The following is a 26,089-nucleotide window of genomic DNA, read 5'->3' as shown; positions in this document are numbered from 1 at the left end:
GTTCGTGCTGCCCGGCAGCACGAAACGCGCGTTGTTCAGCCCGAGCGGCGCAGCGCGGCCGGCGTGGTGCCGAGCTGGGCGCGCAGCACGCGCGTCAGGTGCTCCTGGTGGGAAAACCCGCAGCGGACGGCGATCTCGGCGATCGGGTCCTCGCCCGTGCGCAGCAGCAGCCCGGCCTGTTCGACGCGCAGCCGCAGCAGGTACCGGTGGGGCGGCAGGCCGGTGCGGGCCTTGAACCGGCGGGAGAACTGGCTGACGCTCAGCCCGGCGAGCGCGGCCAGATCCGCCAGCGGCACCGGCTCGGCCAGCCGCTCGGCCATCAGGTCGCGGACCCGCGCGAACTGGCGGTCGGACAGGCCGCGGGCCGGCTCCGGGCCGGGGACGTGCCCGGCCCGGTGGTGGCGCACGAGCTGGGCGGCCACGAGCGCGCCGAGCTGGTCGGCGTAGGTGCGGGCGCCCGGTTCCCAGTCGCGGACGAGCCGGTCGAGGCCGAGCACGAGCTGTTCGAGCAGGGGATCGCGGCTGCCGAGCTCCTCGGCGAGCCGCACGGGCCCGCCGGCGGCGTCCTGCACGGCGTCGTCGGCGAGGTAGACGTGCACGGTGTCGAGCACCCCGCCGAGCTCCACGGACAGCTCGGCGTGCGACGGCTGCAGGAAGAGCCCGCCGGCGGGCATCCGCCGGCTCTGCTCGCGGGCGGTCCCGACGCCGCGCCGGACGGTGACCGGGCCGTCGAGGTGCAGGATCAGCTGGTGGCTGCGGGCGGCGCCGAACTCGGCGCGGTAGGGCCGTTCCCGCTGGCGGGAGACGTAGACCCGGTCCCAGCCGAGGCCGGCGCTGGTCCGGTCCGGGCGGACCCAGGGCAGCGCCAGGATGCCGTTGGTGTCGGCCAGCCCGAGTTCGCCCACGCTGCCTCCTCGCCGTCGAGGCTGACCGCGATGGTACGCGTACCCGGACGGTCGGCCTGCGTACCTGGAGGGTCGGTTCGCGAGCCGACCCTCGGGGTACGCGAGCCGGCCGTTCCGGTCAGAGGTCCAGCACCAGCCGGGGCGACCGGGCGCGGGAGACGCACGGGTACATGCGGCCGGGGGCCGCGCCGATGTCGTCGCGGTGCTCGGGTTCGCCGTCCACGACCAGCACCTCGCAACTGCCGCACACGCCTTCGCGGCACGCCGACGGCACCGGGCGTCCCGCGTGGTTCAGCGCGTCCAGCAGGGACTCGTCCGCCGGGACCTGGATCGTGTCACCCGAGCGGGCGCAGACCACCTCGAACGGGGTGTCCGGCCCGAAGGTCCGGCGGGTGGGCTCGAAGCGTTCGGTGTGCACCGCGGGGAACGCCGCTTCGGCCGCGTCCACCATGGACGCCGGGCCGCAGCAGTAGACCTCCGCCGCCGGGAACTCCCGCGCCAGCGCCGTGCAGTCCGGCCGTCCGAGCCGCACGCGTTCTCCGTACTCCGCAGCGAGTTCCGCGGCGAACGGACGGCCCGCGTACACCAGCGTCACCGCCGCACCGGCCGCGACGGCGGCACGCAGCATCGGCATGATCGGCGTGATCCCGATCCCGCCCGCCACGAACAGGTACTCCGGCGCCGGGAGCAGCGGGAAGTGGTTGCGGGGCAGCGAAACCGGCAACGTCCGGCCCGGCTGCAGGAACAGGTGGACGTACTCGGAGCCGCCGCGGCTCAGCGGGTCGTGGCGGACCGCGATCCGGTAGGCCGAGAGGTCGCCGGGGTCGCCGCACAGCGAATACTGCCGCGTCAGCCAGTTCGGCAGCTCCAGGTCGATGTGCGCGCCCGGCTCCCACGGCGCGAGCGGGCCTTCGTCGCCGCGCAGGACCAGCGAGACGACGTCGTCGGTCACCCGGTCGATGCGCTCCAGGATCGTCTTCTGCATGTCAGTACAGCTTCCGGTAGCCGGCTTCGAGGAGCTGGTCGAGCAGAGCCGGGTCGAGGTTCATCTTTTCGGCGGCGATCTCGCCGGGCGACGGCAGTTCGGCGGCCAGCGCCTGGCTCGCCGGGTCCCACAGGCGCGACCGGATCAGCGCCCGGCCGCAGTGGAAGAACACCTGCTCGACGTCGACGACGATGGCGAACATCGGCGCCTTCGCCTCGGTGCGCATCCGGGCGAGCACGTCCGGGTCGTCGGTGACGTACGCGCTTCCGTTGACCCGCAGGGTTTCCCGCATGCCGGGGACGAAGAACAGCAGGCCCACGCCGTCGTTCTCGGCGATGTTGCGGAAGGAGTCGGCGAGCTTGTTGCCGGGCCGGTCGGGCAGGGCGAGGGTGCGCTCGTCGAGGACCTTGACGAAGCCGGGGTAGTCCCCGCGGGGCGAGCAGTCGGCGCGGCCGGCCGCGTCCGCCGTCGCGAGCGTGAGGAACGGCGAATGCGCGATGAAGCGGCGGGCATGGGGGTCGATGCGGTCGCCGATCTTGGCCTCGATCATCGCCTCGGGCTCGCCCACCCGCGCCCGCACCTCGGCCGCGGAGACGCGGCGCAGCGTGTTTGTGCTGGTCATGGCACAATTATGAGCAAATACTCAGATCTTGACTACTCGCTTTCCCGGAGGGTTCCGTGTCGTCGGACCAGCGCCGCATCCAGCCACGTAAACAGCCGCGGCAGGTACGCGCCGAGCTGACCCGGCAGCGGATCCTGACTGCGGCTGCTCACGTTTTCGCCGACCACGGCTACGCCGCCGGCACCACCAACCGCATCGCCGAACGCGCCGGGATCTCGATCGGCTCGCTGTACCAGTACTTCCCGAACAAGGACGCGATCCTCGCCGAACTGCTGACCCGCCACCTCGACGACGGCACGGCGGCCGCGGCGAAGCTCCTGGCCGGCCCACTGCCCGAGTCGATCGAGGAGCTCCTCCGCGTCTTCGTCCGGCTCGCCGTCGAAGCCCACCTCGACGACCCCCACCTGCTGCGCATGCTGCTGGAGCAGGCCCCGCGGTCGGACGAGCTGCTGGAGCGGATCGGCCGGGTGAAGCGGGACATGGTCGGCCACACCCGCGACCTCCTGGCCGGCCACCCCGAGGTCCGCGTCGCCGACCTCGACACCGCGGCCCGCCTGGTCATCGCGACGGTCGAGCTGGCGGTGCACGACCTGCTGGCCGAACCCGACCCGATCGACGCCCGGCGGCTCGAGGACGAGATGGTCGCGATGCTGACCCGGTACGTCAAGGGGTGAACGGGCCGCCGGTCAGCCGAGCCGGTTCATGATCGCTTCCGCTTCGGCCGGGCTCAAGGCGAGCTCGTTGTCGTAGCTGCGGCCACGCCAGATGTCGTCCAGGTCGCGGGTTTCTTCCCACCGGCCTTGCCCGGCGTAGCGCTCGCCGAACCAGGAATCGCCCACCCCGGTCCTGACGAGCAGGCGCGTGGCGGCGAGGTCGAACGTCTCGCGGTACGTGCCGTAGATGCCGAAGTACCAGGCATTGCCGTCCCATTCGTGGCGTTGCTTGAACCGGCGGATCTGCCGCGCCAGGTGGTAGGCCTGGATGAGTTCCTGATCCGGGGCGGCCGCCTTGACGGTCCGGTGCGGGTAGCCCGCCACCTCCTCGCGGACACTGCCCGTCCGCCACTCGAGGTCGCGCCCGAAGATCCGCTCGGTTTCGCCGTCGAGGTGCACCACCGCGCGCGGGGTGCTCCGCCCGTCTTCCACGAGGAAGCAGCGCGAGCGGGGGAGCCGCGCGATGACCTGCCCGGCCTCCTCGGCGCTGAGCGGCAGGCAGTGGTCGAAGTCTTGGAGGAGCCGATCCGACCGGGCCCACAACCCGTCGCGCACGAAGATCTCTTCGACGCCGTTCTCGCGCCGGATCACCGAGCCGACGGTTCCGGACATGAAATCCTGCACGCCGAAGTACTCGGTGCTCACCGGCCGACCGCCCGGCCAGCCGCCCGTCTCGAGCTTCCGGAGCCGTCGCGGATGACGGAACAGGTCATAGCGGATCCCTCCCCGTCCCGAGGTTAGCCGATCAGGCGCCCGCCCGGTGGAGCCGTTCGGCGGCTTGCTCGCGGACCGCGCCACCGTAGACCGGTCGGTCGCCGGGCAAGGCTTTCCAGCGGGCGTTGTGCAGCGCCGGCCACAGGCTCGCCGCCCACGCGATTTCCCGCTCCTCCTCGGTGAACCGGCGGCCCCGAAGGTCCTGATAGGACGTTAGGAGCGCCGCCGCGTACCGCACGGTGACGTCCGGGGAGCCGCCGCGCAGCAGCGGCCGGGCTCGCGGAGCAGGCCGCGGCGGCCGGGGAGCGGTGACACACGGCCGGCGGGACGGCGAGTGGTGGTCAGCCTCGCGCTGCCGGGCGTGCGGGTCTCGTCCTGATCGCGGCCTCCACGTCGGCGAGCTGGGCGGCGATGAGTTCCTCGAACGCCGCCCGGCGGTCCGCCCCGAGCGGCCGGACCTCGCGGGCGAAGTGGGCCAGGGCGGGGAAGCGTTCGGGATCGGCGCCCAGCACCGCGACGCGGAACAGCTCCATGCCCTGCTCGTGTTCCTCGGGGGTGACGGTGCTGACGCCGGCCTCGGAAGCGATCAGCGCGGCGAAGAGGATCGCGATCCGGTGGTAGCGCGCCGGGATTTCCTCCTCCGCCAGGCCTGACGCACGCAGGGCCTGCAGCACCTCCTCCATCACCAGCCGGGATCCCGCGCCGCTGGAGGCGTAGCGCCCCCAGACCACGGCGATCTGCGGCTGCTCGCCGAACGCCTCCCGCAGGCGCAGGGCCAGCGCCGTCAGCCGCTGCTTCCAGTCGCCTTCGGGGCGGTAGCCCTCCATCGCGCCCACGAGGATCCGGTCGGCGAGGGCGCGCAGCAGCTCGGTCTTGGTGCGGAAGTGCCGGTAGAGGCTCGAGGAGTCGGTCCCCAGCTCCGCGGCGAGCTTGCGCACGCTGAACGACTCGGCGTCGCTCCGGCGCAGCAGATCCGCCGCCGTGTCCAGGATTTCTTCGGTCGTCCAACGCCTTCGGTTCGCCATCTCGTCCCTTCGCCGACCGTCAGCATAGCTTATGCACTTGCTGTTGCACGCAGTGCGTGCATAATGAGGACACTTCCCTTCCCGAAAGGAGTCCCCATGGATCACGCGCAGCTGGACGCCACTCTCGACGCCGTGCACCGGGCCGGCGTCCCGGGCGTGTTCGCCGAGGTGCGGGCCGGCGAGGAGGTCTGGCGCGGCGCGGCGGGGGTTGCCGACACCGGCACCGGCCGGCCCGCCGACGCCGGGATGCGGCACCGCGTCGGCAGCGTCACGAAGACGTTCACCGCCGCCGCGGTGCTGCGGCAGGTCGAGCAGGGCCGGATCGGGCTGGACACCCCGATCGGCCACTACCTGCCGAAGCTGGTGCCCGGCGAGCGCGGGCGGGCGATCACCGTCCGGATGCTGATCGACCACACGAGCGGGCTCGCCGAATACCTCCCGTACGCCTACCCGAGCCTCAAGGCGTTCCCGGACCTGGCGAACACCCGGCCGGACAGCCTCGACGACCACCGGTGCACGCGGTTCGACCCGGCCGAGCTGATCGCGATGGGGGTCGGCGCGCCGCCGGTCGGCCCGCCCGGGGTGTACTCGAACACCAATTACCTGCTGCTCGGCCAGCTCTTGGAGCATGTGAGCGGTGGCAGCGCGGAGGAGTGCATCACCCGCGACGTCATCGACCGCGCCGGGCTCCGCGACACCGCCTTCCCGGCCGGGACGCACGTCGAGGGGCCGCACTCGAAGCTGTACGAATCGTGGTTCGGGATGATCGACCCGCCGCGCGACTACAGCGTCTTCGACATGTCGTGGGTGGGGCCGTCGGCTTCGCTGATCTCGACGGTCTCGGACCTCAACCGCTTCTACGGGCTGTTGCTGGCGGGCGAGATCGTCTCACCGGCTTCGCTGGCGGAAATGCGGCGGACGGTCCGGATCGTTTCCCAGGAGGGCAAGCTGATCGACTACGGCCTCGGCGTGCATCCGGTCGAGTCGACGGAGTTCTGGGGCCACGGCGGCACGGTCTGGGGTGGCGGAACCCTGGCGGCGGCCCGTCCGGACGGCACGCGGCAGTTCGCGATAGCGGTGAACGCGCAGCGCTGGAACCGGCTCGACGAGTCGGGCCGCCCCCAGCCGCACCCGATCGACGGCGCGCTCGCCGCGCTTTACCGGGTGGCGATGAGCTGTGACACGGTCGCGAACCGGTAGCCCCGCTCCTCGAACCGAGGACCCGGGAACGGCGGAAGCCGCGAAGGTACCAGTACCTCCGCGGCTTCCGGGAACCGTCAGAGGGGGTTGAACACGCCCAGCGGAGCGGTGCAGAACGGCCCCCCGACGTACTCGGCCGCCGCCCCCGTCGGGGCGGGCTTCGAAGCCAGCTGGTCCGCGTACACCTCCGCGTCGTCCAGCGACTTGTAGCCCAGCGCCTCCGCCTCTTCCAGCGAGTAGATCCGGCGCGTGTTGTCCGAGACGCCCCAGATCAGCCGGTACCCCGGCGAAGGCGCCGACAGGCACGCCTCGAACAGCCGGGCGCCGTCGTCGGGGGAGAGCCACGTCGTCAGGCCGCGGGGGCCCAGCGGCAACGGTGTCTCGAAGCACGAGCCGATGCGGATCACGATGACGTCCATTCCGAAGCGGGAGTGGTACAGGCTCCCCAGCGCCTCGATCGCCGCCTTCGAGACGCCGTAGTAGGTGTCCGGGCGCGGGGACGAGTCCGCCGGCAGGTCGGAATCGACCCGGCGGAAGCCCACCGCGTGGTTGCTCGACGCCAGGATCACCCGCCGGATCCCCGCGGCCTGCGCCGCCTCCAGGACCGTCTGCGTCCCGTTGATGTTGACGTCGAGGGTCGCCTCCCACGAGTTCTCGCGGCTGTGCCCGCCCAGGTGGATCAGCGCGTCGACGCCTTCGCACGCCGCCGCCATCGCCGCCCGGTCGGTCACCGACGCGGTCACGATCTCTTCGGAGGCGTCCGACGCCGTCTGCGGGGCGACGTCGAGCAGGCGCAGCACCCGGCCTTCGCGCTTCAGGCGGGGGCGCATCAGGGTGCCGACGACACCCGCCGACCCGGTGATGAGCACACGCTGGTCCGTCATGGGGTTCCTTTCACTGGGGGCGGCGGCTAGCGGATGCCGGCCCGGCGCAGCTGCTGCCCGAGCTCGGCGGTGGTTTCGGCGAGCAGCTCGCCGACGCGGCGGGCGTCGTCGTCGCTCACCTGGGCGATCGGCATCGAGCAGCTGATCGCGTCGGTGCCCGGGATGCGGTACGGGATCACCGCGGCGACGCACCGGACGCCGAGCGTGCCTTCCTCGATCTCCGCGGCGTACCCGCGCTCGCGCGTCGCGGCGCACTCGGCGTGCAGGCCTTCGAGGGTGGTGATGGTGTTCGGCGTCAGCGCGGTCAGCGACGCCGGCATCAGCGCCTCGATCTCGTCGTGCGTCAGCTCGGCCAGCAGCGCCTTGCCCAGCGCCGTCGCGTGCGCGGGCAGCGTGCGCCCGACGCGGGAGACGAGGTGTGTCGAACGCTGCGACTCCCGGGTCTCCAGGTAGACGACCTCGGTGCCGTTGCGGCGCGCGAAGTGCGCGGTGAAGCCGGTCTTCTCCCGGATGCGTTCGAGGGCTTCGGTGGCGAACGGGACGACGGCGTCGCGGTCGAGGTACGCCGTGCCGCAGATCAGCGCGCGGACGCCGAGGCGGTAGCGGGCGGTGTTGGTGTCCGCCTCCAGCCAGCCAGCCTCCAGCAGCGTCCGCAGCAAGCCGTGCAGCGAGGAGCGCGGGAAGCCGGTGCGCGCGTGCAGGTCGGACAGCGAGAGCCAGACGTCGTTCGCCGCGAAGGTTTCGATGAGGTCGACGGCCCGCCGCGCGGACTTGACGCCCGAGGACTCGGCCGGGGCGCTCTCGGCCGCGTTGTCCACCTTTTGCGGCATTTGTGTGCCTCCGTCCGGCCGTTGACTTGTGACTCCGGCCATATTAGCGTCCCGAACAACGTTCTTATGGATGAACATAATCACTATAACAGACTCCGTTCATAGATGTGAACAGCTGGACCGCATCGACGTGGACGCGGAAAGGAGCCTGCGGTGCACGCACTCGACTGGACGATGGTCTGCGCGTACTTCGCGCTGATGATCGTGATCGGCTGGTGGTCGCACAAACGGGTGAGCGACGTGAAGGACTTCTTCACGGCCGGTGGCAAGATGCCGTGGTGGCTGGCCGGCATCTCGCACCACATGTCCGGTTACAGCGCCGTGCTCTTCGTCGCGTACGCGGGCGTGGCCTACACCTCCGGCGTCACCGTGTACTTCTGGGGCTTCGCCAGCATCGGCATCGGCGTGGGCATCGGCAGCTGGCTGTTCGCCGCCCGCTGGAACCGGTTGCGCTCGAAGCTCGGCGTCGCCTCGCCGCTGGAGTACCTGGCCAAGCGGTACAACGTGCCGACGCAGCAGGCGCTGGCCTGGAGCGGCAGCCTGCTGAAGATCTTCGACATCGCGGCCAAGTGGTTCGCCGTCGCCACCCTGCTGCACGTCTTCGCCGGCCTGGACTACAACCTCGGCATCCTCATCACCGGCGCGGTCACCCTGGTCTACTGCACCATCGGCGGCCTGTGGGCCGACGCGCTCACCGACTTCGGCCAGTTCGTCATCCAGGCCATCGCCGCGATCGTGATGATCGTCGTGGTGCTGGGCAAGCTGGGCGGGATCTCCGCGCTCTGGACGATGTGGGACAAGCTGCCCGAAGGGCACGTGAACCCGGTGACGTCCAAGTACACCACCATCTTCCTGCTCGTCTACGTGCTGGTGAAGACGCTGGAGTACAACGGAGGCATGTGGAACCTGGCGCAGCGGTACATGGCCGCGCCGAACACCCACGAGGCGAAGCGGGGTGCCCGGCTTTCCTCGGCGCTGTACCTGTTGTGGCCCCTGGTGCTGATGTTCCCGATGTTCGCGGCGCCACTGCTGATCCCCGGCGTCAAGGACCCGACGCAGTCCTACGCGATCATGACGACGACGTTCCTGCCGCCGGGCCTGATCGGCCTGGTGCTGGCCGGCATCTTCTCGCACACGATGGCGATGGTTTCCTCCGACGCCAACGCGATCTCCGCGGTGATCACCCGCGACATGATCCCGGCGATGTTCCGCCGCACCCGGCAGTGGACCGACGTCCAGGGCCTCAAGGCCGCGCGGATCACCACGGTGATCTTCGTCGCGCTCACCATGCTGGTGGCCACCCAGGCGCAGAACCTCGGCGGCGTGCTGCAGATCGTCGTCAACTGGGTCGCGGCGCTGATGGGCCCGATCTCGATCCCGCTGCTGCTGGGCATGCTGCCGTGGTTCCGCAAGTGCGGCCCGCGCGCGGCGCTGATCTCCTGGGCGGGCGGCCTGATCGACTACGCACTGGTGTACTACGTGTTCAAGGCGAACCAGACCGTCCTGATCGCGACGCCGATCCTGGTGTCGCTCGCGCTCTACGTCGGCCTCGGGCTGCTCGCCCCCGAGCGCAGCGCGGCCGCCGATGAGATCGTCGACACCGTGAACGCCGACGACGACGTCGACCGCACGCAGGAAGGCACGACCGTGCCCGCCTGACCCGGCCACACCGGCCGCAACCGAAGAAGGACGAGAGAGCGGAAACTGATGGCACAGAACGAGATCGAGCTGGACGGCCTGCTGGCGTTCCCCCTCACCCCGTTCACCGAGGACCTCGAGGTCAACCTCGACGCGCTCGCGGAGAACGTGGAGAGCCACATCGCGGCGGGCGCCGGTGCGCTGTTCGTCGCGTGCGGCACCGGCGAGTTCAGCTCGCTCTCGCCTGCCGAGGTCGCCTCGGTGCTCGCCCGGGCCCGGGAGGTGGCCGCCGGCCGCGTCCCGGTCTGGGTGGGCGCCGGGGGCGGCGCGGCGGCCGCGCGGGCCGGGATCGCGGCGGCCGGGGAGGGGGGCGCGGACGGCGTCCTGCTGCTGCCGCCGTACCTGGTCACCGGGCCGTCGGCGGGGCTGGTGGACTTCGTCCGGTACGCCGTCGGCGACTCGTCGGTGCCGGTGATCGTCTACCACCGCGGCACCGGGGTGTTCACCGCGCCGGCCGCGGCTTCGCTGCTGGACATCCCGTCGGTCGTCGGGCTCAAGGACGGCTACGGCGACGTCGAATGCATGACCCGGATCGTCACCACGATCCGGTCGCTGGACACCGAGCGGGCGCGGAACTTCCTGTTCTTCAACGGCTTGCCGACCGCGGAGGTCTCGGCCAAGGCGTACGCGGCGATCGGCGTCGCCCGGTACTCCTCGGCGGTGCACTGCTTCGCGCCGGAGATCGCCCACCGGTTCCACCGCGCGCTCGGCGAAGGCGACACCCGCGTGATGGACGCGCTGCTGAACGGCTTCTACCTGCCTCTGGTGGCGCTGCGCGACGAGACGCCCGGGTTCGCCGTGTCCCTGGTGAAGGCCGCCGCGCGGCTGCGCGGGGACAAGGTCGGCCCGGTCCGGCCGCCGCTGATCGAGCCGACGCCGGAGCAGATCCGCCGGCTGGAGAAGGTCGTGGAGGACGGCTTCGTGACGCTGAAGGCGCTGGGCTGATGAAGATCCTCGATGTGGTGCTGACCCCGGTCGCGTTCGCCGACCCGCCGCTGCTCAACGTCATGGGCGTGCACGAGCCGTTCGCGCTCCGGAGCATCGTGCAGGTCAGGTGCGAGGACGGGATCGTCGGGCTCGGCGAGTCCTACGGCGATTCCGCGTTCCTCGGCGAGGTGCGCAAGGTGCTGCCGCAGCTGCGCGGCCACGACGTGTTCGACCTGCCGGGCCTGCAGCGGCTGGTCGCGCAGGCGCTGTCGGACACCGTGCTGACCGACGCGCACGGCCTGATCGGCGGGTTCTCCATCCGCAAGACCGTGGCCAGCGTGTACTCGCTGTTCGAGGTGGCCTGCCTGGACGCGCAGGGACACTACCTGGGCCGTCCGGTGACCGACCTGCTCGGCGGCAAGGCCCGCGACGCCGTCGAGTTCTCCGCCTACCTGTTCTACAAGTACGGCAAGCACGTCGACGGCCGGGAGGACTCCTGGGGCGAGATCACCACGCCGGAAACCCTGGTGGGGTCGGCGAAGCGGATGATCGACGAGTACGGCTTCCGCTCGATCAAGCTCAAGGGCGGCGTCTACGAGCCGGCGCAGGAGGTCGACGGCGTCCGCGCGCTGGCCGAGGCGTTCCCCGGGCACCCGCTGCGGATCGACCCGAACGGCGCGTGGACGGTGGAAACCGGCATCCGGGTGGCCGGCGAGCTCGACGGCGTCCTGGAGTACCTCGAAGACCCGACACCGGGCATCGAGGGCATGGCGCAGGTCGCCGCCGAAGCGTCGATGCCGCTGGCCACCAACATGTGCGTGGTGAACTTCGGCGACGTCGAGCCGGGCTTCCGGGCGCGGGCGATCGGCGTGCTGCTGTCGGACCACCACTTCTGGGGCGGCCTGCGCGCGACGCAGGCGCTGTCGGTGACGTGTGAAAGCTTCGGCGTCGGGCTGTCGATGCACTCCAACAGCCACCTCGGGATCAGCCTGGCCGCGATGGTGCAGGTCGCGGCGGCGACGCCGCACCTGACCTACGCGTGCGACACGCACTGGCCGTGGAAGGTCGAGGACGTCATCGAGCCCGGGGTGCTGGAATTCCGGGAGGGTGCCGTCGCGGTGCCCACGACGCCGGGGCTCGGCATCACGCTCGACGAGGACGCGCTGGGCCGCCTGCACGAGAACTACGTCCGATGTGGACTGACCAAACGGGACGATGTGACGTACATGCGCCAGTACGTCTCCGGGTTCGAGCCGAACACGGCGAGGTGGTGATCCGGTGAAGGTGACGGGATACGCCTACCCCTGGGACGTCCTGGAATCCGGGTTCGCCTCGCGGGTCCAGGCGCTCGGCGTCGACGAGGTGGCCGTGGCGCTGTCCTACCACAGCGCCCGCGCGGCGACGCCGTGGTCGCCGTCGCGGACGGCCGTCGTGGCGCGGCACGCGGCGTTCTACCGGCCGGTTTCCGGCGAGTGGGGCGAACTGCGGCCGTCCACTCCGGACTGGGTGCCTTCGGCGGACTCCGGCGGGGACGCCGTCCGGCTGCTCAACGAGGCCGGGATTCCCGCCGCCGCCTGGATTGTGCTGACCCACAACTCACAGCTGGGTTACGAGCACCCGGACGTCGTGGTGCGCAACTGCTTCGGGGAGAGCTACCCGTGGGCGTTGTGCCCGTCGCGGCCTGAGGTGCGCGAGTATGCGGCGAAGGTGACCGCGAATTCCGTCGCCGGGCTCGAACTGTCGTCGGTGATCCTCGAAGCGTGCGGCCCGCTCGGCGCGGTGCACCAGCACCAGCACGAAAAGACCGACGGCGTGTGGGCACCCGCGGTGGCCCGCCTGCTGTCCATCTGCTGCTGCGATGCCTGCGCCGCGGCGTGGGACGTCGACGCGGACACCGTTCGGGCCCAGCTCGTCGAGGAGGTCCGGCGGCTGATCGCCACCGGCGACCTCGGCGTCACCGGCGACCGGCTGCCGCCGGAGGTGACCCAGATGCTGCTCCGAGGCCGGCAGCAGGCCACCGACGAGCTGCGGGCCGCGGTGCTGGCGACGCTGCCTTCGGGGGTGCGGGTCGTGCTGCACGGCGCGCTCGACCCGTGGGTCACCGGCGCGCTGCCCGGGCTGACGCCGTCCGCGCCGGACGACGTCGACGCGGTCGTATTGTTCGGGTGGGTCCCCGCCACGGGCGCCGAGGCCGTCGCGGCGGCCCGGGAGGCCCTGCCCGAACGCGTGGCGATCGCCAGTTACATCACCGCGGTGGCCGCCGCGCCGGTGCCGGACATCGCCGCGTACGTCGGCGAGCTGGCCAAGGCGGGGGCCGCCGAACTGCACCTGTACCACCTCGGACTGGCCGGTCCGGGTCGCTGGGGCGACCTGGGCACGGCCACCGCCGCCGCCCACGAGAACTGAGGAGCTGTACCCCCCATGAGCCAGGCCACCGACGCCGCCACGCTCGAGAAGATCCTTGCCGGAGCAGCCTCGGCCGCCCGTCCCGCCGCCGAGGCCACCCCGGCCGAACGCGCCCGCTGGCTGACCGCGGCCGCCGACGCGCTCGACGCCGCCGCGGGCGAACTGGTCCCGCAGGCGCACGCCGAGACGCACCTGCCGGAGACCCCGCGGCTGGCGGGCGAGCTGAAGCGCACGACGTTCCAGCTGCGCCTGTTCGGCGAGGTCCTCGCCGACGGCGAGTACCTCGGCGCCACCGTCGACCACGCCGACCCGGAGTGGCCGATGGGCCCGCGGCCGGACATCCGCCGGGTGAAGACCGCGATCGGGCCGGTGCTGGTGTTCGCGGCCAGCAACTTCCCGTTCGCGTTCAGCGTCGCCGGCGGCGACACGGCGTCCGCGCTGGCCGCGGGCTGCCCGGTGATCGTCAAGGCGCACTCCGGGCACCCGGAGCTGTCCGCGCTGACCGGCCGGATCGTGCGGGAGGCCCTGATCGGCGCCGGTGCGCCCGAGGGCATCTTCGACGTCGTCTTCGGCCAGGACCAGGGGGTCACGGCCCTGAAGGACCCGCGGATCGCGGCGGCGTCCTTCACCGGATCGATCCCGGGCGGCCGGGCCCTGTTCGACATCGCGAACGCCCGGCCGCGGCCGATCCCGTTCTACGGCGAGCTCGGCAGCGTCAACCCGGTCGTGGTCACCGAGGCCGCGATCGCCGCGCGCGGCGAGGCGGTGGCCAAGGGGTACGCCGGGTCGTTCACCCTGGGGGCCGGCCAGTTCTGCACCAAGCCGGGCCTGCTGTTCCTGCCGGAGGACCACGGCCTGACCGACGTGCTGCGCGCGGCCCTGGACGGCGCCGCGGCCCAGCCGATGCTCAACGACCGGATCGCGTCCGGGTACGCCTCCCGGCTGTCGGAGCTGCGGGAGGCCCCGGGTGTCGAGGTCGTGTCGTCGTCGGATTCTTCCTCGCCCGCGTTCACCCCGACGCTGCTGGCCACGACCGGCAAGCAGTTCCTCGAGGGCGGCGACACCGTGCACGAGGAGTGCTTCGGGCCGGCGTCGCTGATCGTGACGTACGCCGACCAGGCCGAGCTGCTGCGCCTGCTCGACGTGCTCGAACCGGGGCTCACCGCCACGATCCACGGCGAGGAGTCCGATGTGGACTGGCTCCGGCCGGTGCTGCCCCCGCTGGCCCGCATCGCCGGCCGCCTGCTGTGGAACGACTGGCCCACCGGAGTGACGGTGAGCTGGGCCCAGCAGCACGGCGGCCCGTACCCGGCCACGACGGCCCCGACGACGACCTCGGTGGGGACGGCGGCGATCGAGCGGTTCCTGCGCCCGATCGCCTGGCAGGGCTTCCCGGACGCGCTGCTGCCGGAACCGCTGAAGGAGGACAACCCGTGGCAGCTGCCCCGCCGCACCGACGGCTCCCGCTGATCCGCTGACCCCGCGGGGGCGCCCCCCGGTTTCCACGCTACCGGTTGGCACCGACAGTTTCGGGGCCACCGACCCGGTCCGACCGACAGACGCCACCGGCCCCGGCCCGGCTGGCAGATGCCACCGGCCCCGGCCCGGCTGGCAGATGCCACCGGCCCGGCCCGATTGGCAGACGTCACCGGCCCGGCCCGACTGGCAGATGCCACCGGCCCGCGGGGGCGCCCCCCGTTTCCACTCTATCGCCCGGCACCGACAGTTTCCGGCGCCGAGCCCGCTGAACCGGCGCTTCCGAGCGCCACCCCGGCCCGGCGCTTGCCGCGGCCGCCGACCAACCGAAAACCGGCGCTTCCCCCGGGAAACGCCACCCCGGCCCGGTGCCTTTCCCGCAAGGCGCCGGGCCGGGACCTCCGCCGCCGCACAACCGAATCCCCGTTCCCCGTAAGCCGAGGATGTCTTCCTGGGAGGCATTGCCATGCCCGTGAACCGGAGAAATGCCCTGCGCGGCGGTGCCCTGGCGGCCGCTTCCACCGTGCTCCTGACCCGGCCCGCCTTCGCGAGCGCCGCGGCCGGGCGCGTGGCGAAAGCCGCGAGCCCGGTGCCCGCCGCGACCGCGCCGATCGTCGCCGCCTACCGGCAGCTGCAGACCGGAATCAACCGGCCGTCGCCCGAACGCACCGAGGCCCTCGCCAACCTCGGCCGCGTCGCCAAGGCCTACAACGCCAGCCTGTCCGTCGCCGGCGGTGGCGCTCCACTGTGGACAGACTTGCCGCTCGGCCCCGGCAGCGACTACACCACGTCGATGTACGCGCGGCTGCGCGCGATCGCCGTCGACTGGGGCACCCCGGGCGGCGCGCTGTCCGGTGACCCCGTCGTGCTCGACCGCATCAAGGCCGCGCTCGAACTGATCTACGCCAGCCAGTACAACGAGAACGTCGGCGAGATCGGCAACTGGTACACCTACGAAATCGGCATCCCGTACTACCTGCTGCACACCCTGTCGGTGGTCGCCGACCAGCTCACCGCCGAGCAGCTCGCGCGCTACCTCAAGCCGGTCAAGCGGTTCGTCGGCAATCCGAACCTGCGCGCGAACAACGCGTCGGTGATCGAAACCGGCGCCAACCGCGCCGACAAGGGGCTCATCTCGATCGTGGCCGGCGCGATGCTCGGCGACACCGCGTGGATCAGGACCGGCATCGACGCGCTCACCGACGTGGCCGGCGGTGGCGCGGCGAGCGTCGTCGCGAAGCTGGACCGCGCGGCCGGCGACGGCTTCCACGTCGACGGCTCGTTCATCCAGCACGACACCATCCCGTACCCCGGCCACTACGGCATCGTGCTGCTGACCGCGCTCGCCGGCGCCATCCACGTCACGCAGGGCACCGAGTACGCGCTGCCGCAGGCGTTGAAGGACAAGATCTACGCGCTCGTCGCGGACAGTTTCGCGCCCTTCGTCTACGCAGGCGCGCTGATGGAGCCGGTGCGCGGGCGGATGCTGTCGCGGCAGGGGGAGACCGGGCACGACATCGGCCACCAGCTGACCGTCGCGACGCTCGTGCTGGCCCGGACGGCGTCCGGCAAGACGAAGACCGACCTCAACTCACTCGCCGCCAAGTGGATCAAGGAAGGCACGTACGCGCCGTTCCTGAAGATCCCGGACCCGGAGCGGTTCGCGCCCGGCCCGGACCTGGTGGCCACGCCGGGCATCGAGTTCGCGCAGGACATGCTGGCGTCGGGGGCGCGCCCGGCGCGGGTCGTGGCGACGCACCGGACCTTCGGCCAGCAGGACCGGCTGGTGCACGTCACCGACGACTGGTCGGCGTCGCTGGGCGTCAGCTCGACGCGGATCTCGCGCTACGAGGCCATCAACGGCCAGAACCTCAAGGGCTACCACGTCGGCGACGGCGTGCTGTACACCTTCCTGCCGAACGCCAAGGGCCACTACACCGACGCCTACTGGCCGACGGTCGACCCGCTGCTGCTGCCGGGCACCACCGAGCACGACGGCCCGGTCGACCCCAAGTTCGGCGGCGTGCCGGTGGGTCCGAACCCGCACACCGGCGGCGTCCGCTGGGACGCGCGGCACGGCGCGTACGCGTTCGACTTCAAGAACTGGGACGGGTCGCTGGTCGCGAAGAAGTCGTGGTTCTTCACCCCGGCCGGGATCGTCTGCCTCGGCGCCGGGATCACCAGCACGTCCGCCTACGCCGTGCGCACGACGATCGAGAACCGCAACCTCGGCGAAGGCGGCCGCGGCTCCCTGCTGGCCGACGGCCGGCGAGTGGCCACCGACCTCGGCAAGGCGGCGGCGCTGCGGCGTCCGCGCTGGCTGCACCTGGAGAACGTCGGCGGGTACGTGCTGCTCGACGACGGCTCGGTGACCGCGCTGCGCGAAGACCGGACGGGCGCGTGGCGCGACATCGACACCGGCGCCAACACGAAGGGCACCACGACACCGAACACCCGCCGGTACCAGAAGCTGGTCCTGGAGCACGGCATCAAGCCGACGGACGCGAAGTACGCGTACGCGGTGCTGCCGGGCGCTTCGGTGATCGGCACGCTCACGGCGCCGCTGGGGTGGCGGGTGCTGGCGAACACGCCGGTGGCGCAGGCGATCCGCACGGCCGACGGCGCGGTGCTGGCGAACTTCTTCGCCGCGGGTTCGGCCGGCGACGTCAGCGTCTCCGGACCGGCGTCGGTGGCGGTCGGGCGGTGCGGGTTCCGGACCCAGCTCGCGGTGTCGGACCCGACGCAGCGGCAGGACAGCGTCACGGTGACGGTGCGTGGCCGGTCCGTCGAGGTGCCGCTGAAGGGCACCTTCGGCGCCACGAAGGTCGTCGCGTTGTAGGCAGGCTTCCCCGCCGGGCCGGTGCCCCGACCCGGTCCGGCGGGGACCCCACCTCGGTTAGGCTGCCGGGCATGACCGAGCACGTGGACGTCCTGATCGTGGGCGCCGGCCTGTCCGGCGTCGGCGCGGCCTGCCGCCTGCAGGAGCGGTTGCCGGGCAAGACGTACGCCGTGCTGGAAGCGCGTGACACGATCGGCGGAACCTGGGACCTCTTCCGGTACCCGGGCATCCGGTCCGACTCCGACATGTTCACCCTCGGTTACCCGTTCCGGCCGTGGAAGGACCCGAAGGCCATCGCCGACGGGCCCTCGATCTTGAGCTACATCCGGTCGACGGCCGAGGCCTTCGGGGTGACCGCTCACATCCGCTTCGGTCACCGGGTCGAGCGGGCGTCCTGGTCGTCTTCCGACGCGAGGTGGACGGTTTCGACGGCGCACGGCGCCACGTTCACCTGCCGCTTCCTGTACCTGTGCAGTGGTTACTACTCCTACGAATCCGGGCACGTGGTCGACTTCCCGGGGCAGGAGGAGTTCGCGGGGGAGATCGTGCACCCGCAACACTGGCCCTCGTCGCTGGACCACACCGGCAAGCGGGTCGTGGTGATCGGCAGCGGCGCGACGGCGGTGACGCTCGTCCCGGCGCTGGCGTCGAGCGCGTCGCGGGTGACGATGCTGCAGCGGTCGCCGTCGTACATCGTGGCGCGGCCCGGGCACGACGCGCTGGCCGACCGGATCCGCGCGCTCCTGCCGGAGAAACTCGCCCACCGGGTGGTCCGCGGCAAGAACGTGGTGCTGGGGACGCTGTACTTCCAGCTGATGCGGCGGTTGCCCAGCCGGGCGTCGGCGGCGCTGCGCAAGCGCGTGGCCGCCCAGCTGCCGGCGTCGATCCCGGTGGACCCGCACTTCGTGCCGTCGTACGACCCGTGGGACCAGCGGCTGTGCCTGGTGCCGGACGCGGACCTGTTCCGGGCGCTGCGGTCGGGCAAGGCGGACATCGTGACGGACCGGATCGTGCGGTTCACGGCGTCCGGCGTGGAGCTGGAGTCGGGCCGCTCCCTTCCGGCGGACATCATCGTCACGGCGACCGGTCTCCGGCTGGTGGCCTTCGGCGGGATCGCGCTTTCGGTCGACGGGCGCGCGATCGAGCCGGGGGAGCAGCGCGCGTACAAGGGCACGATGTTCGGCGGCGTGCCGAACCTGGCGTGGTGTGTCGGGTACACGAACAGCTCGTGGACGCTGCGGGCGGACCTGGCGTCGCAGTTCGTGTGCCGCCTGCTGGGATATCTGGACCGGAACGGGTACGCGTACTGCGTTCCGGACGCGGCCTCGGCGGCGGGCGCGGGCCGGCCGCGGCCGATCGTGGACCTGCAGTCGGGCTACATCAAGCGGGCCGCGCCGGGCCTGCCGAAGCAGGGCGGCCGGCGGCCGTGGATGATGCGGCAGAACTACCTGCTGGACCTGGCCGACATGCGGCTCGGCCGCGTGGACGACGGCGTGCTGCGGTTCGGCCGCGCGGCGGACCGGGCGACCGCGGCGCGCTGATTTCCGGCTCAGCCTTCGCGTTCGCGCAGCAGCCGGTGGACGGCGTCCCGGTCGCCCTCGATCGTCACCCGGCCGTCGTCGATGGTTTCCTCGAGGTGGGAAGGCCGTTCGAGCAGGGCGTTCAGCGTCGGGGGATCGGCCCGGATCGTCGCGTCCGGGGCCTCGGGTTCGCCCGGCTCGACCGTCAGGCGGCCCGGCTCGGTGCGGACCGTCCACACGCGAGCGTCCAGCTCGACGCGGTAGCACGCGGTGCCGCGCGGGCGGGCGGACCCGCGGAGGTAAAGCAGCACCGAGGTGACGCCGAGGGCCGCGGGCCGGGGGAGCGGGATGCGCGTGCCCCACGCGCCCAAGGCCAGCACGACCGGCTCCAGTTCGCGGCCCCACTCGGTGAGTTCGTAGACCGTCGACGCGGCCGGGGGCGGCAGCGGCCGGCGCGTCACGACGCCGTGGCGCTCGAGCTCGCGGAGCCGGTCGGTGACCAGGTTCGAGCTGGCGCCCGGCAGGGCGCGGCGGACGTCGGAGAACCGCTGCGGCCCGAGGAGCAGCTCGCGCACCACGAGCAGGGCCCAGCGTTCCCCGACGACGTCGAGGGCTCGGGCGATCGTGCAGGCGTCCCCGTAACTGCGGCTCGTCGGCATGGTTCGAATGTACAACTGGGTGGTTGTTTTTAACAACTGGATTGGCGTACGGTCGCTGGGTCCGGATGTCGGCGGAAGGAACGGGCCATGGGCCGGCCAGTCGTGCACTTCGAGATCATCGGCACCGACCCGGCGCGGCTGCGCGGGTACTACGGCGAACTGTTCGGCTGGGACTTCGACACGTCCGGCCCGGTATCGGACCAGGTGTCGGAACCGGGCGGCTACGGATTCGTGGAGACGGACGGCATCCCGGGCGGCGTCGGCGGTGGCGCGGGGTACGAGAGTCACGTGGTGTTCTACGTGGGTGTCCCGGACGTCGCGGCGGCACTGGCGGAGGCGGAACGCCTCGGCGGCACCCGCCGGATGGGCCCGGACCGCGCCCCGGGCCGGGACCTGGTGGTCGCCCACTTCACCGACCCCGAGGGCAACCTCATCGGCCTCGCCGGCCCCGCCTGAGTACCGCTGCCGAGGCGTGCGCCAAGGGTCATCACCCGTGATTGGAGGGTCATCATGCGTGATTGAAGGGTCGACACGGCGATACCCGCTGGGCCAGGGGTGTCGACCCTCCAATCACGAGAGATGACCCTCCAATCACGCGTGTTGACCTCTTGCGCACGGCCAAGGCCCCGGAACTGGGGAGTTCCGGGGCCTTGGTGGGGTGCTGCGTCAGCCTTGGCGGGCCTTGGAGCGGGGGTTGTCCTTGTTGATCACGAACACGCGGTTGCCGCGGCGGATGACCTGGGCACCCGGCTGGCGGGCGAGTGAACGGATCGAGCTGCGGACCTTCATGGCGAGCCGTCCTTCCTGCGGGAGCTGTCCCGCACCCCGCATAACCGCTCCGGGGTCGGTTTGATTCCGCAACTCAGCTGGTCTCGCGGGCTGCCCACCCTTGCAGGTCGTCGCCGCGGATGGCGGCGGCCATCAGGTCCGGGAACTGGTCCGGGGTGCACGCGAACGCCGGGATGCCCAGCTCGGCCAGGGCCGCCGCGTTCTCGTGGTCGTACGAGGGTGCGCCCGAGTCCGACAGGGCCAGCAGCGTCACCACCTGGACCCCCGCGCCGGCCAGCTCCGCCATCCGGTGCAGCAGCTCCTCCTCGTCGCCGCCTTCGTAGAGGTCGCTGATCAGGACCAGCAGCGTCCGCTCGGGGCGCTCGACCAGGCCCTGGCAGTACGCGATCGCGCGGTTGATGTCCGTGCCGCCGCCCAGCTGGGTGCCGAACAGGACGTCGACCGGGTCGGCGAGGTGCTCGGTGAGGTCCGCGACCTCCGTGTCGAACGCCACGAACGACGTCTTCAACGCCCGCATCGACGCCAGGACCGCGCCGAACAACCCCGAGTACACCACCGATTCCGCCATCGACCCCGACTGGTCGACGGCCAGGATCACGTCCCGCTGCACCGCCTGCTGCCGCCGTCCGAAGCCGATCAGCTTCTCCGGGACGATCGTGCGCAGGTCGGGGGAGTAGTGCTTGAGGTTCGCGTGGATCGTGCGCGCCCAGTCGACGTCGCCCGGCCGCGGCCGGTGCGTGCGCGACGCCTTGTCCAGCGCGCCCCGGATCGCCGCGCGGGTGCGTTCCGCCAGCCGCTCCTCCAGCTCCGTGACGACCTTGCGGACCACCTCGCGCGCGGTCTCCTTGGTCTCCTCCGGCAGCACGCCGTTCAGCGACAGCAGTGTCCCGACCAGGTGGACGTCCGGCTCGACCGCCGACAGCAGCTCCTTCTCCAGCAGCATCCGGGTCAACCCGAGCCGGTCGACGGCGTCGCGCTGCATGACCTGCACGACGGTGCTGGGGAAGTACCGCCGGATGTCGCCCAGCCAGCGCGCGACCCGCGGCGCCGACGCGCCCAGGTTCGCGCTGCGCGGCCCGCCCGCGGCTTCCTCGTCCGGCTTGTCGTAGAGGGCGGCCAGGACCGCGTCGACCCCACTGTCCTCATCGGACAGCTGAGCGTCCTCCAGTCCGGACCCCGGCCCGGCGCCGTCGCCGCCCAGCACCAGCCGCCAGCGCCGCACCCGGTCGGTCTCCGGGCTCATGCTCCCACCCCCAAGAGCGTCGCCAGGACCGGCAGCACGCGCTCGGCCCGGTCTTCGTCCAGTTCCTCGGCCACCGGCACGGCCCGCGCGGTGCCGCCGAGCCCGGCCGCGCGCTGCCCGATCGCCCGTTTCTCGGGCCCGCTGAACGCCCCGAAAGTGCGGCGCAGCAGCGGAAGAACCTCGGTGAAGACGTCGGCGGGGATCGCCGACAGCCACCCGTCGATCACCCGCAGCAGGCCCTCGTCGTGCACCAGCAGCAGCGCGCCGCCGTCGAAGAAGCCTTCGACGTACGCCGCGCCCGCCGACGGGACGACCCCCGGCGTGAGCGCCCGGCCCAGCCTCAGTTCGATGTCGAGCGCGTCGAACAACCCCGCGTCGTGCAGGATGCGGGTGAGCCGGCCGGCCAGCAGCGGGGGCAGCGAAGGCTTTTCCGCCAGCCGGGCCAGTGCCGCCAGCCAGCGCTCCTTCGGGTCTTCGCCCAGCAAGGACGTGGCGTCGTGGACGCCGTCGACCAGCTTGGCCAGCCGGGCCGCGGCGTCGTCGTCGATCCCGTGCGCCGCCGGCGGCAGGCCGGCGCAGATCCGGTCCAGCATCCGGTCGGCGACCGCGCGCAGCGCGGCGGTGTCCGTGCCGCGGACGTTGCCGTACCGGGTGGCCCGGGCCAGCGCGGGCAGGGCCGACATCAGGCGGGCCACGTCCGCGTCCGCCGCCGCCCGGGCGTCGAGGGCCGCGAGCGCTTCGGGCAGCGCCTCCGGCAGGTCCGCGAGCAGGCAGTTTTCGACGGCTGTGGTGACTTCGTCCAGCGGGGGCGTGCCCTCGACGGTGCCGCGCACCGCGGCGGTGGCCGCCGACGGCACGGTCGTCCCGTACACCGCCGCCGCGACCAGGTCGACCTCGAACGACGGTTCCCAGGCCAGCGCCCAGGTTTCGCGGAACGTGCCCTTGTTCCGCCGCGCCGACGCCTCCCGGCTGCCCCACTCGATGCCGAGGATGCGCAGCCGGTGCAGCAGCTTCGACCGGTCGAGCCCGCCCGGTGTCCGCAGGTCCAGGTCGAGTTCCTTGACGACCGGGTCCTTCTTGAGCCGCAGGCGCTTCGCGGTCGCCGTCAGATCCGCGGCCAGCGGCGGCTGCGGGACGCTCTCCGGCACCTCGCCGAGCCGCTCGCCGACCACCAGCCGCCGCGTGACGAGCTCGACCTGCACCTCGTCGCCGCCGCACAGCACGGACCGGGTGGCTTCGGTGACCTCGGCGAGCCCGGCCGACGAGCGGCCCCGCAGCGTCGCCAGGGTGCCGGCGAGGCGGACCGCCTCGATGACGTGCGCGGTGGAGACGGGCAGGTCCTCCTCCCGCAGCACCGCGGCGACGCCGGCCAGCCAGCGCGCGGTGACGTCGCCGGATGTCGTGAACAGGTGGTGGTACCAGCCCGGCGAGCGGACGCCGGCGCCGTAGCCGCTGGCCGTGGCGAGGCGCCCGTGCGTCCACGGCACCCAGGTGCACGCGACCTTGCGCTTCGGCAGTCCTTTGAGGACGGCCTGGTCGTGCGACGCCGGCGGCAGCGGGTCGGCCAGCGCGGGCACGTGCCACGCACCGCAGACGACGGCGATGTTCTCGAAACCGTCCTTGCGGGTGCGGCGCAGCACCGAGCGCATGTACGCCTCGCGGCGGGCTTCGTTGCCCTGCGGGGGTTTTTCCTCTTCCCGCACCGCGGTCATCGCCTCGGCGATCACCTCGAACGGGCTTTCGGTGTCCTGCCGCGACTCGACGACGTCGTCCCACCAGCGTTCCGGGTCGTCGTACCCGCCGGCCGAGGCCAGCAGGGCGAGCGGGTCGACCGGCGGGCCGGTGTGCTCGTCCGGCGGTGCGGCGAAGGTGTGCGCGGCCGGGAGGTCGCAGAACCGCACCGGGATCCCGGCCTCGCGGGCGTAGGTGAGGGCCTGCCACTCCGGGCTGAAGACGGCGAACGGCCAGAACGCGGCGCGCGAGACGTCGTCGGTCGCGTACGCCAGCAGCGCGACCGGCGGCTGCATGGCCGGGTCTTCGGCGAGCTCGACCAGCGCGTCGGCTTCGGGCGGGCCTTCGATGAGGACGACGTCGGGTTCGAGTTCGGCGAGCCGCGCCGCCACGGCCCGGGCGGATCCCGGGCCGTGGTGGCGGATGCCGAGCAGGTGGGTCGAGGTCAAGAGATCTCCTGACCGGCCCGGTAGAAGTCGGCCCAGCCGTCGCGCTCGCGGACGACGGTCTCCAGGTACTCGATCCAGATCGCGCGGTCGGCCACCGGGTCCTTGACCACCGCGCCGTGGATGCCCGCGGCGATGTCGTGCGGGCGCAGCACACCGTCGCCGAAGTGGGCGGCCAGGGCGAGCCCGCCGGTGAGCACGCTGATCGCTTCCGCGGTCGACAGCGTGCCGGACGGCGACTTCACCGCCGTGCGGCCGTCTTCGGTGCGTCCCGAGCGCAGCTCGCGGAACACCGTGACCACCCGGCGGATCTCCGCCAGCTCGGCGGCCTCCGCGGGCAGCTGCAGCGAGGTGCCCAGCTCGGCGACCCGCCGGCTGACGATCTCGACCTCGGCCTCGGCGCTGTCCGGCAGCGGCAGCACGACCGTGTTGAACCGCCGCCGCAGCGCGCTGGACAGCTCGTTGACGCCCTTGTCGCGGTTGTTCGCGGTCGCGATCAGGTTGAAGCCCGGCCGCGCCTGCACCTCGGTGCCGAGTTCCGGGATCGGCAGCGTCTTTTCGGACAGGATGGTGATCAGCGAGTCCTGGACGTCGGCCGGGATGCGCGTCAGCTCTTCGAGACGGGCGAGCTTGCCGTCCCGCATCGCGCGCAGCACCGGGCTTTCGACGAGCGCGGCGGCGCTCGGGCCCTCGGCGATCAGGCGCGCGTAGTTCCAGCCGTAGCGGATCGACTCCTCGGACGTGCCCGCGGTGCCCTGCACCAGCAGCGTCGAGTCCCCGCTGATGGCGGCGGAGAGGTGCTCGGACACCCACGTCTTCGCCGTGCCGGGCACGCCGAGCAGCAGCAGCGCGCGGTCGGTGGCCAGGGTGGCGACGGCGACCTCGATCAGCCGCCGCGGGCCGACGTACTTCGGGGTGATCACGGTGCCGTCCGGCAGGGTGCCGCCGAGCAGGTACTCGACGACGGCCCAGGGGGAGAGGTTCCAGTTCGGCGGCTTGGCCCGGTCGTCGGCGGCGGCCAGCGCGGCCAGCTCGGCGGCGTGGTCCTGTTCGGCGTGCGGCCGGAGGACGGTGGGGGCGGTCATGCGAGCTCCTCGTACATTTCGCGGCGGAAGTTCAGGGTTTCGGTGAGCGCCCGGCGCCACGGACCGGCGTCCATGGTCAGCCGGGTGGTGGCGAGCGGGTGACGCAGGCATTCGGCCGGGACCGCGCGGGCGATCACGACGGCGGCGTGCGAGACCAGGCGGTGGTCGTCCTGGCGGGCGATCCAGTCGAGCAGGGCGGTGCCGAGCTCCTTCGTCCACGGCCGGGGCAGCTCGTGCACCAGCCGGGCGAACGATTCGACGGGCAGCCGGCCGATCAGGTGCCCGACGGTGGCGGCCTGGGCCGCGGGGCTCAGCACGCCGAGCAGCGGCGGCGTGGTGCGCCCGCCGGGGTCGGCGCCGATCAGCGCCTGCGCCCAGGTTTCGTCGCGCTGGCGCAGGGCGGCGGTGGCCCAGGAGTCGCGCAGCACCCCGGCCGGGCAGCCTTCGACGGTCATCCGCACGACCTCGGCCGGCGGGCCGAACTCGGACCAGAAGGACAGCGGGGCGGCGGCGACGAGCGTGCGCAGCCGGACGGTGCCGTCGCCGCGTTCGCCCTGGGGCAGGGCGACGGTGAGCACCCGGTTCCGGCGGTGGACGAGGGGTCGCAGCCGCTGCGCCATGCCCTGGCCGTAGCGCGTGCCGGGAATCCGCCCGAGCAGGTCGGCGGCCTGTTCCCGGACGGCGGCGGCGCGATCGGTGAGCGCGGTTTCGAGGAAGGCTTCGTCCTGGGGCCGCACGTGCCCGGCGAGCACGCCGAGGAAGTCGGCCCGCACATCGGCGGGCTCGCTCTTCCAGGAGGAGGCGAGGGCTTCCCGGGCGGCCTCGGGGTCTTCGGCGAGCTTGGCGGCGAGCCAGCGCCGCCGCTGGGCGAGGCTGCCGTACTGCCAGACGTCGGCTTGTTCTTCCGAGGGCGCGGCCAGGAAGGACCAGTCGGGGTTCCGCTGCCCGAGCCAGGCCCCGACCGGCCCGGCCACGGCGACCAGCGGTGCACGCAGGGCGGCCTTGGTCCGGGCGGCTTCGGCGAGCAGCGGCAGGGTTTCGGGCGGGACACGGTAGGCGGTGCCGGCGACGATGCCGAGCCATTCGAGCAGCAGGTCGGGATGGCTGGCGGCGAGCAGCCGGCCGAGCCGTTCCCGGGCGAGCGGCGGCACGTGCGGCCGGTCGTCCGGGGCGGCGACGGGGAGCGGCCGGACGTCGTGCAGCGCGTGCCGGCCGGCCCGCCGGTAGGTGGTGAGCACGGCCGCGGCGGCGAGCAGCTGTTCGGCGGGGTCGGATTTGCCGTCGACGAGGTGCTGGACCGCCGGTGGCTGGGCGGCGGGATCGAGGGTGCGCCGCCGGGTGCCGAGGAGGGCGGTGCCGACGAGGTCTTCCCAGGCCTTCACGGGCGGACCT

24 protein-coding genes are annotated in these 26,089 nt (G+C 72.4%); 10 read left to right on the top strand and 14 right to left on the bottom strand.

Annotation, left to right across the window (positions count from 1 at the left end):
- Nucleotides 1-35 precede the first annotated feature (35 nt).
- From AB0J55_RS29485 to AB0J55_RS29475, 3 genes are all read right to left on the bottom strand, one after another.
- Complete coding sequence (locus tag AB0J55_RS29485; RefSeq protein WP_364255460.1) at nucleotides 36-905, bottom strand: AraC family transcriptional regulator; 870 nt, start codon at nucleotides 903-905, stop codon at nucleotides 36-38.
- Nucleotides 906-1,023: 118 nt separating this feature from the next.
- Nucleotides 1,024-1,890, bottom strand: coding sequence for a PDR/VanB family oxidoreductase (locus AB0J55_RS29480; RefSeq protein ID WP_364255457.1), 867 nt, complete (start codon nucleotides 1,888-1,890; stop codon nucleotides 1,024-1,026).
- A gap of 1 nt (nucleotide 1,891) precedes the next feature.
- Nucleotides 1,892-2,512: an MSMEG_1061 family FMN-dependent PPOX-type flavoprotein gene (locus tag AB0J55_RS29475; protein ID WP_364255454.1), complete on the bottom strand. Its 621-nt coding sequence runs from the start codon at nucleotides 2,510-2,512 to the stop codon at nucleotides 1,892-1,894.
- Nucleotides 2,513-2,568: 56 nt separating this feature from the next.
- Here AB0J55_RS29475 and AB0J55_RS29470 point away from each other — a divergent pair, with 56 nt between their 5' ends.
- Nucleotides 2,569-3,186: a TetR/AcrR family transcriptional regulator gene (locus AB0J55_RS29470; protein WP_364255451.1), complete on the top strand. Its 618-nt coding sequence runs from the start codon at nucleotides 2,569-2,571 to the stop codon at nucleotides 3,184-3,186.
- Between the two features lie 12 nt (nucleotides 3,187-3,198).
- On the opposite strand, the gene AB0J55_RS29465 is transcribed toward AB0J55_RS29470, so the two are convergent.
- The 3 genes from AB0J55_RS29465 to AB0J55_RS29455 form a co-directional block, all read right to left on the bottom strand.
- Nucleotides 3,199-3,870: a hypothetical protein gene (locus tag AB0J55_RS29465; RefSeq protein WP_364255448.1), complete on the bottom strand. Its 672-nt coding sequence runs from the start codon at nucleotides 3,868-3,870 to the stop codon at nucleotides 3,199-3,201.
- 100 nt (nucleotides 3,871-3,970) lie between these two features.
- Nucleotides 3,971-4,177 (bottom strand): hypothetical protein, encoded by a 207-nt coding sequence (locus AB0J55_RS29460; protein ID WP_364255445.1) that lies wholly within the window; start codon nucleotides 4,175-4,177, stop codon nucleotides 3,971-3,973.
- Between the two features lie 103 nt (nucleotides 4,178-4,280).
- Nucleotides 4,281-4,964, bottom strand: coding sequence for a helix-turn-helix domain-containing protein (locus tag AB0J55_RS29455; RefSeq protein WP_364255442.1), 684 nt, complete (start codon nucleotides 4,962-4,964; stop codon nucleotides 4,281-4,283).
- 96 nt (nucleotides 4,965-5,060) lie between these two features.
- Here AB0J55_RS29455 and AB0J55_RS29450 point away from each other — a divergent pair, with 96 nt between their 5' ends.
- Nucleotides 5,061-6,164 carry a serine hydrolase domain-containing protein gene (locus tag AB0J55_RS29450; protein ID WP_364255439.1) on the top strand — a complete coding sequence of 368 codons (1,104 nt, stop codon included), beginning with the start codon at nucleotides 5,061-5,063 and terminating at the stop codon, nucleotides 6,162-6,164.
- Between the two features lie 77 nt (nucleotides 6,165-6,241).
- Here AB0J55_RS29450 and AB0J55_RS29445 read toward each other — a convergent pair whose 3' ends face one another.
- Both AB0J55_RS29445 and AB0J55_RS29440 read right to left on the bottom strand, forming a co-directional pair.
- On the bottom strand, nucleotides 6,242-7,048 hold the full coding sequence (locus tag AB0J55_RS29445) for an NAD(P)-dependent oxidoreductase (protein WP_364255436.1): 807 nt from the start codon (nucleotides 7,046-7,048) through the stop codon (nucleotides 6,242-6,244).
- A gap of 26 nt (nucleotides 7,049-7,074) precedes the next feature.
- Nucleotides 7,075-7,878 carry an IclR family transcriptional regulator gene (locus tag AB0J55_RS29440; protein WP_364255433.1) on the bottom strand — a complete coding sequence of 268 codons (804 nt, stop codon included), beginning with the start codon at nucleotides 7,876-7,878 and terminating at the stop codon, nucleotides 7,075-7,077.
- Nucleotides 7,879-8,031: 153 nt separating this feature from the next.
- On the opposite strand from AB0J55_RS29440, the gene AB0J55_RS29435 reads away from it, so the two are divergent.
- From AB0J55_RS29435 to AB0J55_RS29405, 7 genes are all read left to right on the top strand, one after another.
- Nucleotides 8,032-9,537, top strand: a complete 1,506-nt coding sequence (locus tag AB0J55_RS29435; RefSeq protein WP_364255430.1) for a sodium:solute symporter family protein — start codon at nucleotides 8,032-8,034, stop codon at nucleotides 9,535-9,537.
- A 48-nt stretch (nucleotides 9,538-9,585) separates the two neighbouring features.
- A complete protein-coding gene (locus AB0J55_RS29430) occupies nucleotides 9,586-10,521 on the top strand; it encodes a 5-dehydro-4-deoxyglucarate dehydratase (RefSeq protein ID WP_364255427.1) in 936 nt (311 codons plus the stop codon).
- Entirely contained in the window at nucleotides 10,521-11,777 is a 1,257-nt protein-coding gene (locus AB0J55_RS29425) for a glucarate dehydratase family protein (RefSeq protein WP_364255424.1), read from the top strand. Before AB0J55_RS29430 ends, AB0J55_RS29425 begins: the two co-directional genes overlap by 1 nt.
- 4 nt (nucleotides 11,778-11,781) lie before the next feature.
- Nucleotides 11,782-12,909 (top strand): hypothetical protein, encoded by a 1,128-nt coding sequence (locus tag AB0J55_RS29420; RefSeq protein WP_364255421.1) that lies wholly within the window; start codon nucleotides 11,782-11,784, stop codon nucleotides 12,907-12,909.
- Between the two features lie 15 nt (nucleotides 12,910-12,924).
- Nucleotides 12,925-14,379 carry an aldehyde dehydrogenase (NADP(+)) gene (locus AB0J55_RS29415; RefSeq protein ID WP_364255419.1) on the top strand — a complete coding sequence of 485 codons (1,455 nt, stop codon included), beginning with the start codon at nucleotides 12,925-12,927 and terminating at the stop codon, nucleotides 14,377-14,379.
- 472 nt (nucleotides 14,380-14,851) lie between these two features.
- On the top strand, nucleotides 14,852-17,224 hold the full coding sequence (locus tag AB0J55_RS29410) for a polysaccharide lyase 8 family protein (protein WP_364255416.1): 2,373 nt from the start codon (nucleotides 14,852-14,854) through the stop codon (nucleotides 17,222-17,224).
- A 71-nt stretch (nucleotides 17,225-17,295) separates the two neighbouring features.
- Complete coding sequence (locus AB0J55_RS29405; RefSeq protein WP_364255414.1) at nucleotides 17,296-18,765, top strand: NAD(P)/FAD-dependent oxidoreductase; 1,470 nt, start codon at nucleotides 17,296-17,298, stop codon at nucleotides 18,763-18,765.
- 8 nt (nucleotides 18,766-18,773) lie between these two features.
- Here AB0J55_RS29405 and AB0J55_RS29400 read toward each other — a convergent pair whose 3' ends face one another.
- The gene (locus AB0J55_RS29400) at nucleotides 18,774-19,403 is read right to left on the bottom strand and encodes a winged helix-turn-helix transcriptional regulator (RefSeq protein WP_364255411.1); all 630 of its coding nucleotides are present in this window, start codon (nucleotides 19,401-19,403) and stop codon (nucleotides 18,774-18,776) included.
- 87 nt (nucleotides 19,404-19,490) lie between these two features.
- Here AB0J55_RS29400 and AB0J55_RS29395 point away from each other — a divergent pair, with 87 nt between their 5' ends.
- Nucleotides 19,491-19,859 (top strand): VOC family protein, encoded by a 369-nt coding sequence (locus AB0J55_RS29395; RefSeq protein ID WP_364255408.1) that lies wholly within the window; start codon nucleotides 19,491-19,493, stop codon nucleotides 19,857-19,859.
- A gap of 210 nt (nucleotides 19,860-20,069) precedes the next feature.
- Here the strand turns inward: AB0J55_RS29395 and rpmJ are convergent, their stop codons facing one another.
- From rpmJ to AB0J55_RS29370, 5 genes are all read right to left on the bottom strand, one after another.
- Nucleotides 20,070-20,192 carry a 50S ribosomal protein L36 gene (rpmJ, locus tag AB0J55_RS29390; RefSeq protein WP_043775060.1) on the bottom strand — a complete coding sequence of 41 codons (123 nt, stop codon included), beginning with the start codon at nucleotides 20,190-20,192 and terminating at the stop codon, nucleotides 20,070-20,072.
- Nucleotides 20,193-20,265: 73 nt separating this feature from the next.
- A complete protein-coding gene (locus AB0J55_RS29385; RefSeq protein ID WP_364255405.1) occupies nucleotides 20,266-21,435 on the bottom strand; it encodes a VWA domain-containing protein in 1,170 nt (389 codons plus the stop codon).
- A complete protein-coding gene (locus tag AB0J55_RS29380; protein WP_364255402.1) occupies nucleotides 21,432-23,615 on the bottom strand; it encodes a DUF5682 family protein in 2,184 nt (727 codons plus the stop codon). The genes AB0J55_RS29385 and AB0J55_RS29380 overlap by 4 nt, the downstream gene beginning before the upstream one ends.
- Nucleotides 23,612-24,697, bottom strand: coding sequence for an AAA family ATPase (locus tag AB0J55_RS29375; protein WP_364255399.1), 1,086 nt, complete (start codon nucleotides 24,695-24,697; stop codon nucleotides 23,612-23,614). Before AB0J55_RS29375 ends, AB0J55_RS29380 begins: the two co-directional genes overlap by 4 nt.
- Nucleotides 24,694-26,079 carry a DUF5691 domain-containing protein gene (locus AB0J55_RS29370; RefSeq protein ID WP_364255396.1) on the bottom strand — a complete coding sequence of 462 codons (1,386 nt, stop codon included), beginning with the start codon at nucleotides 26,077-26,079 and terminating at the stop codon, nucleotides 24,694-24,696. The genes AB0J55_RS29375 and AB0J55_RS29370 overlap by 4 nt, the downstream gene beginning before the upstream one ends.
- Between the last annotated feature and the right edge of the window lie 10 nt (nucleotides 26,080-26,089).

The organism is Amycolatopsis sp. NPDC049688 (genome assembly GCF_040674975.1).
Taxonomy (GTDB): Bacteria; Actinomycetota; Actinomycetes; order Mycobacteriales; family Pseudonocardiaceae; genus Amycolatopsis.
Note: the sequence above shows the minus strand (reverse complement) of the source record. Positions and strands in the feature narration are given on the sequence as shown.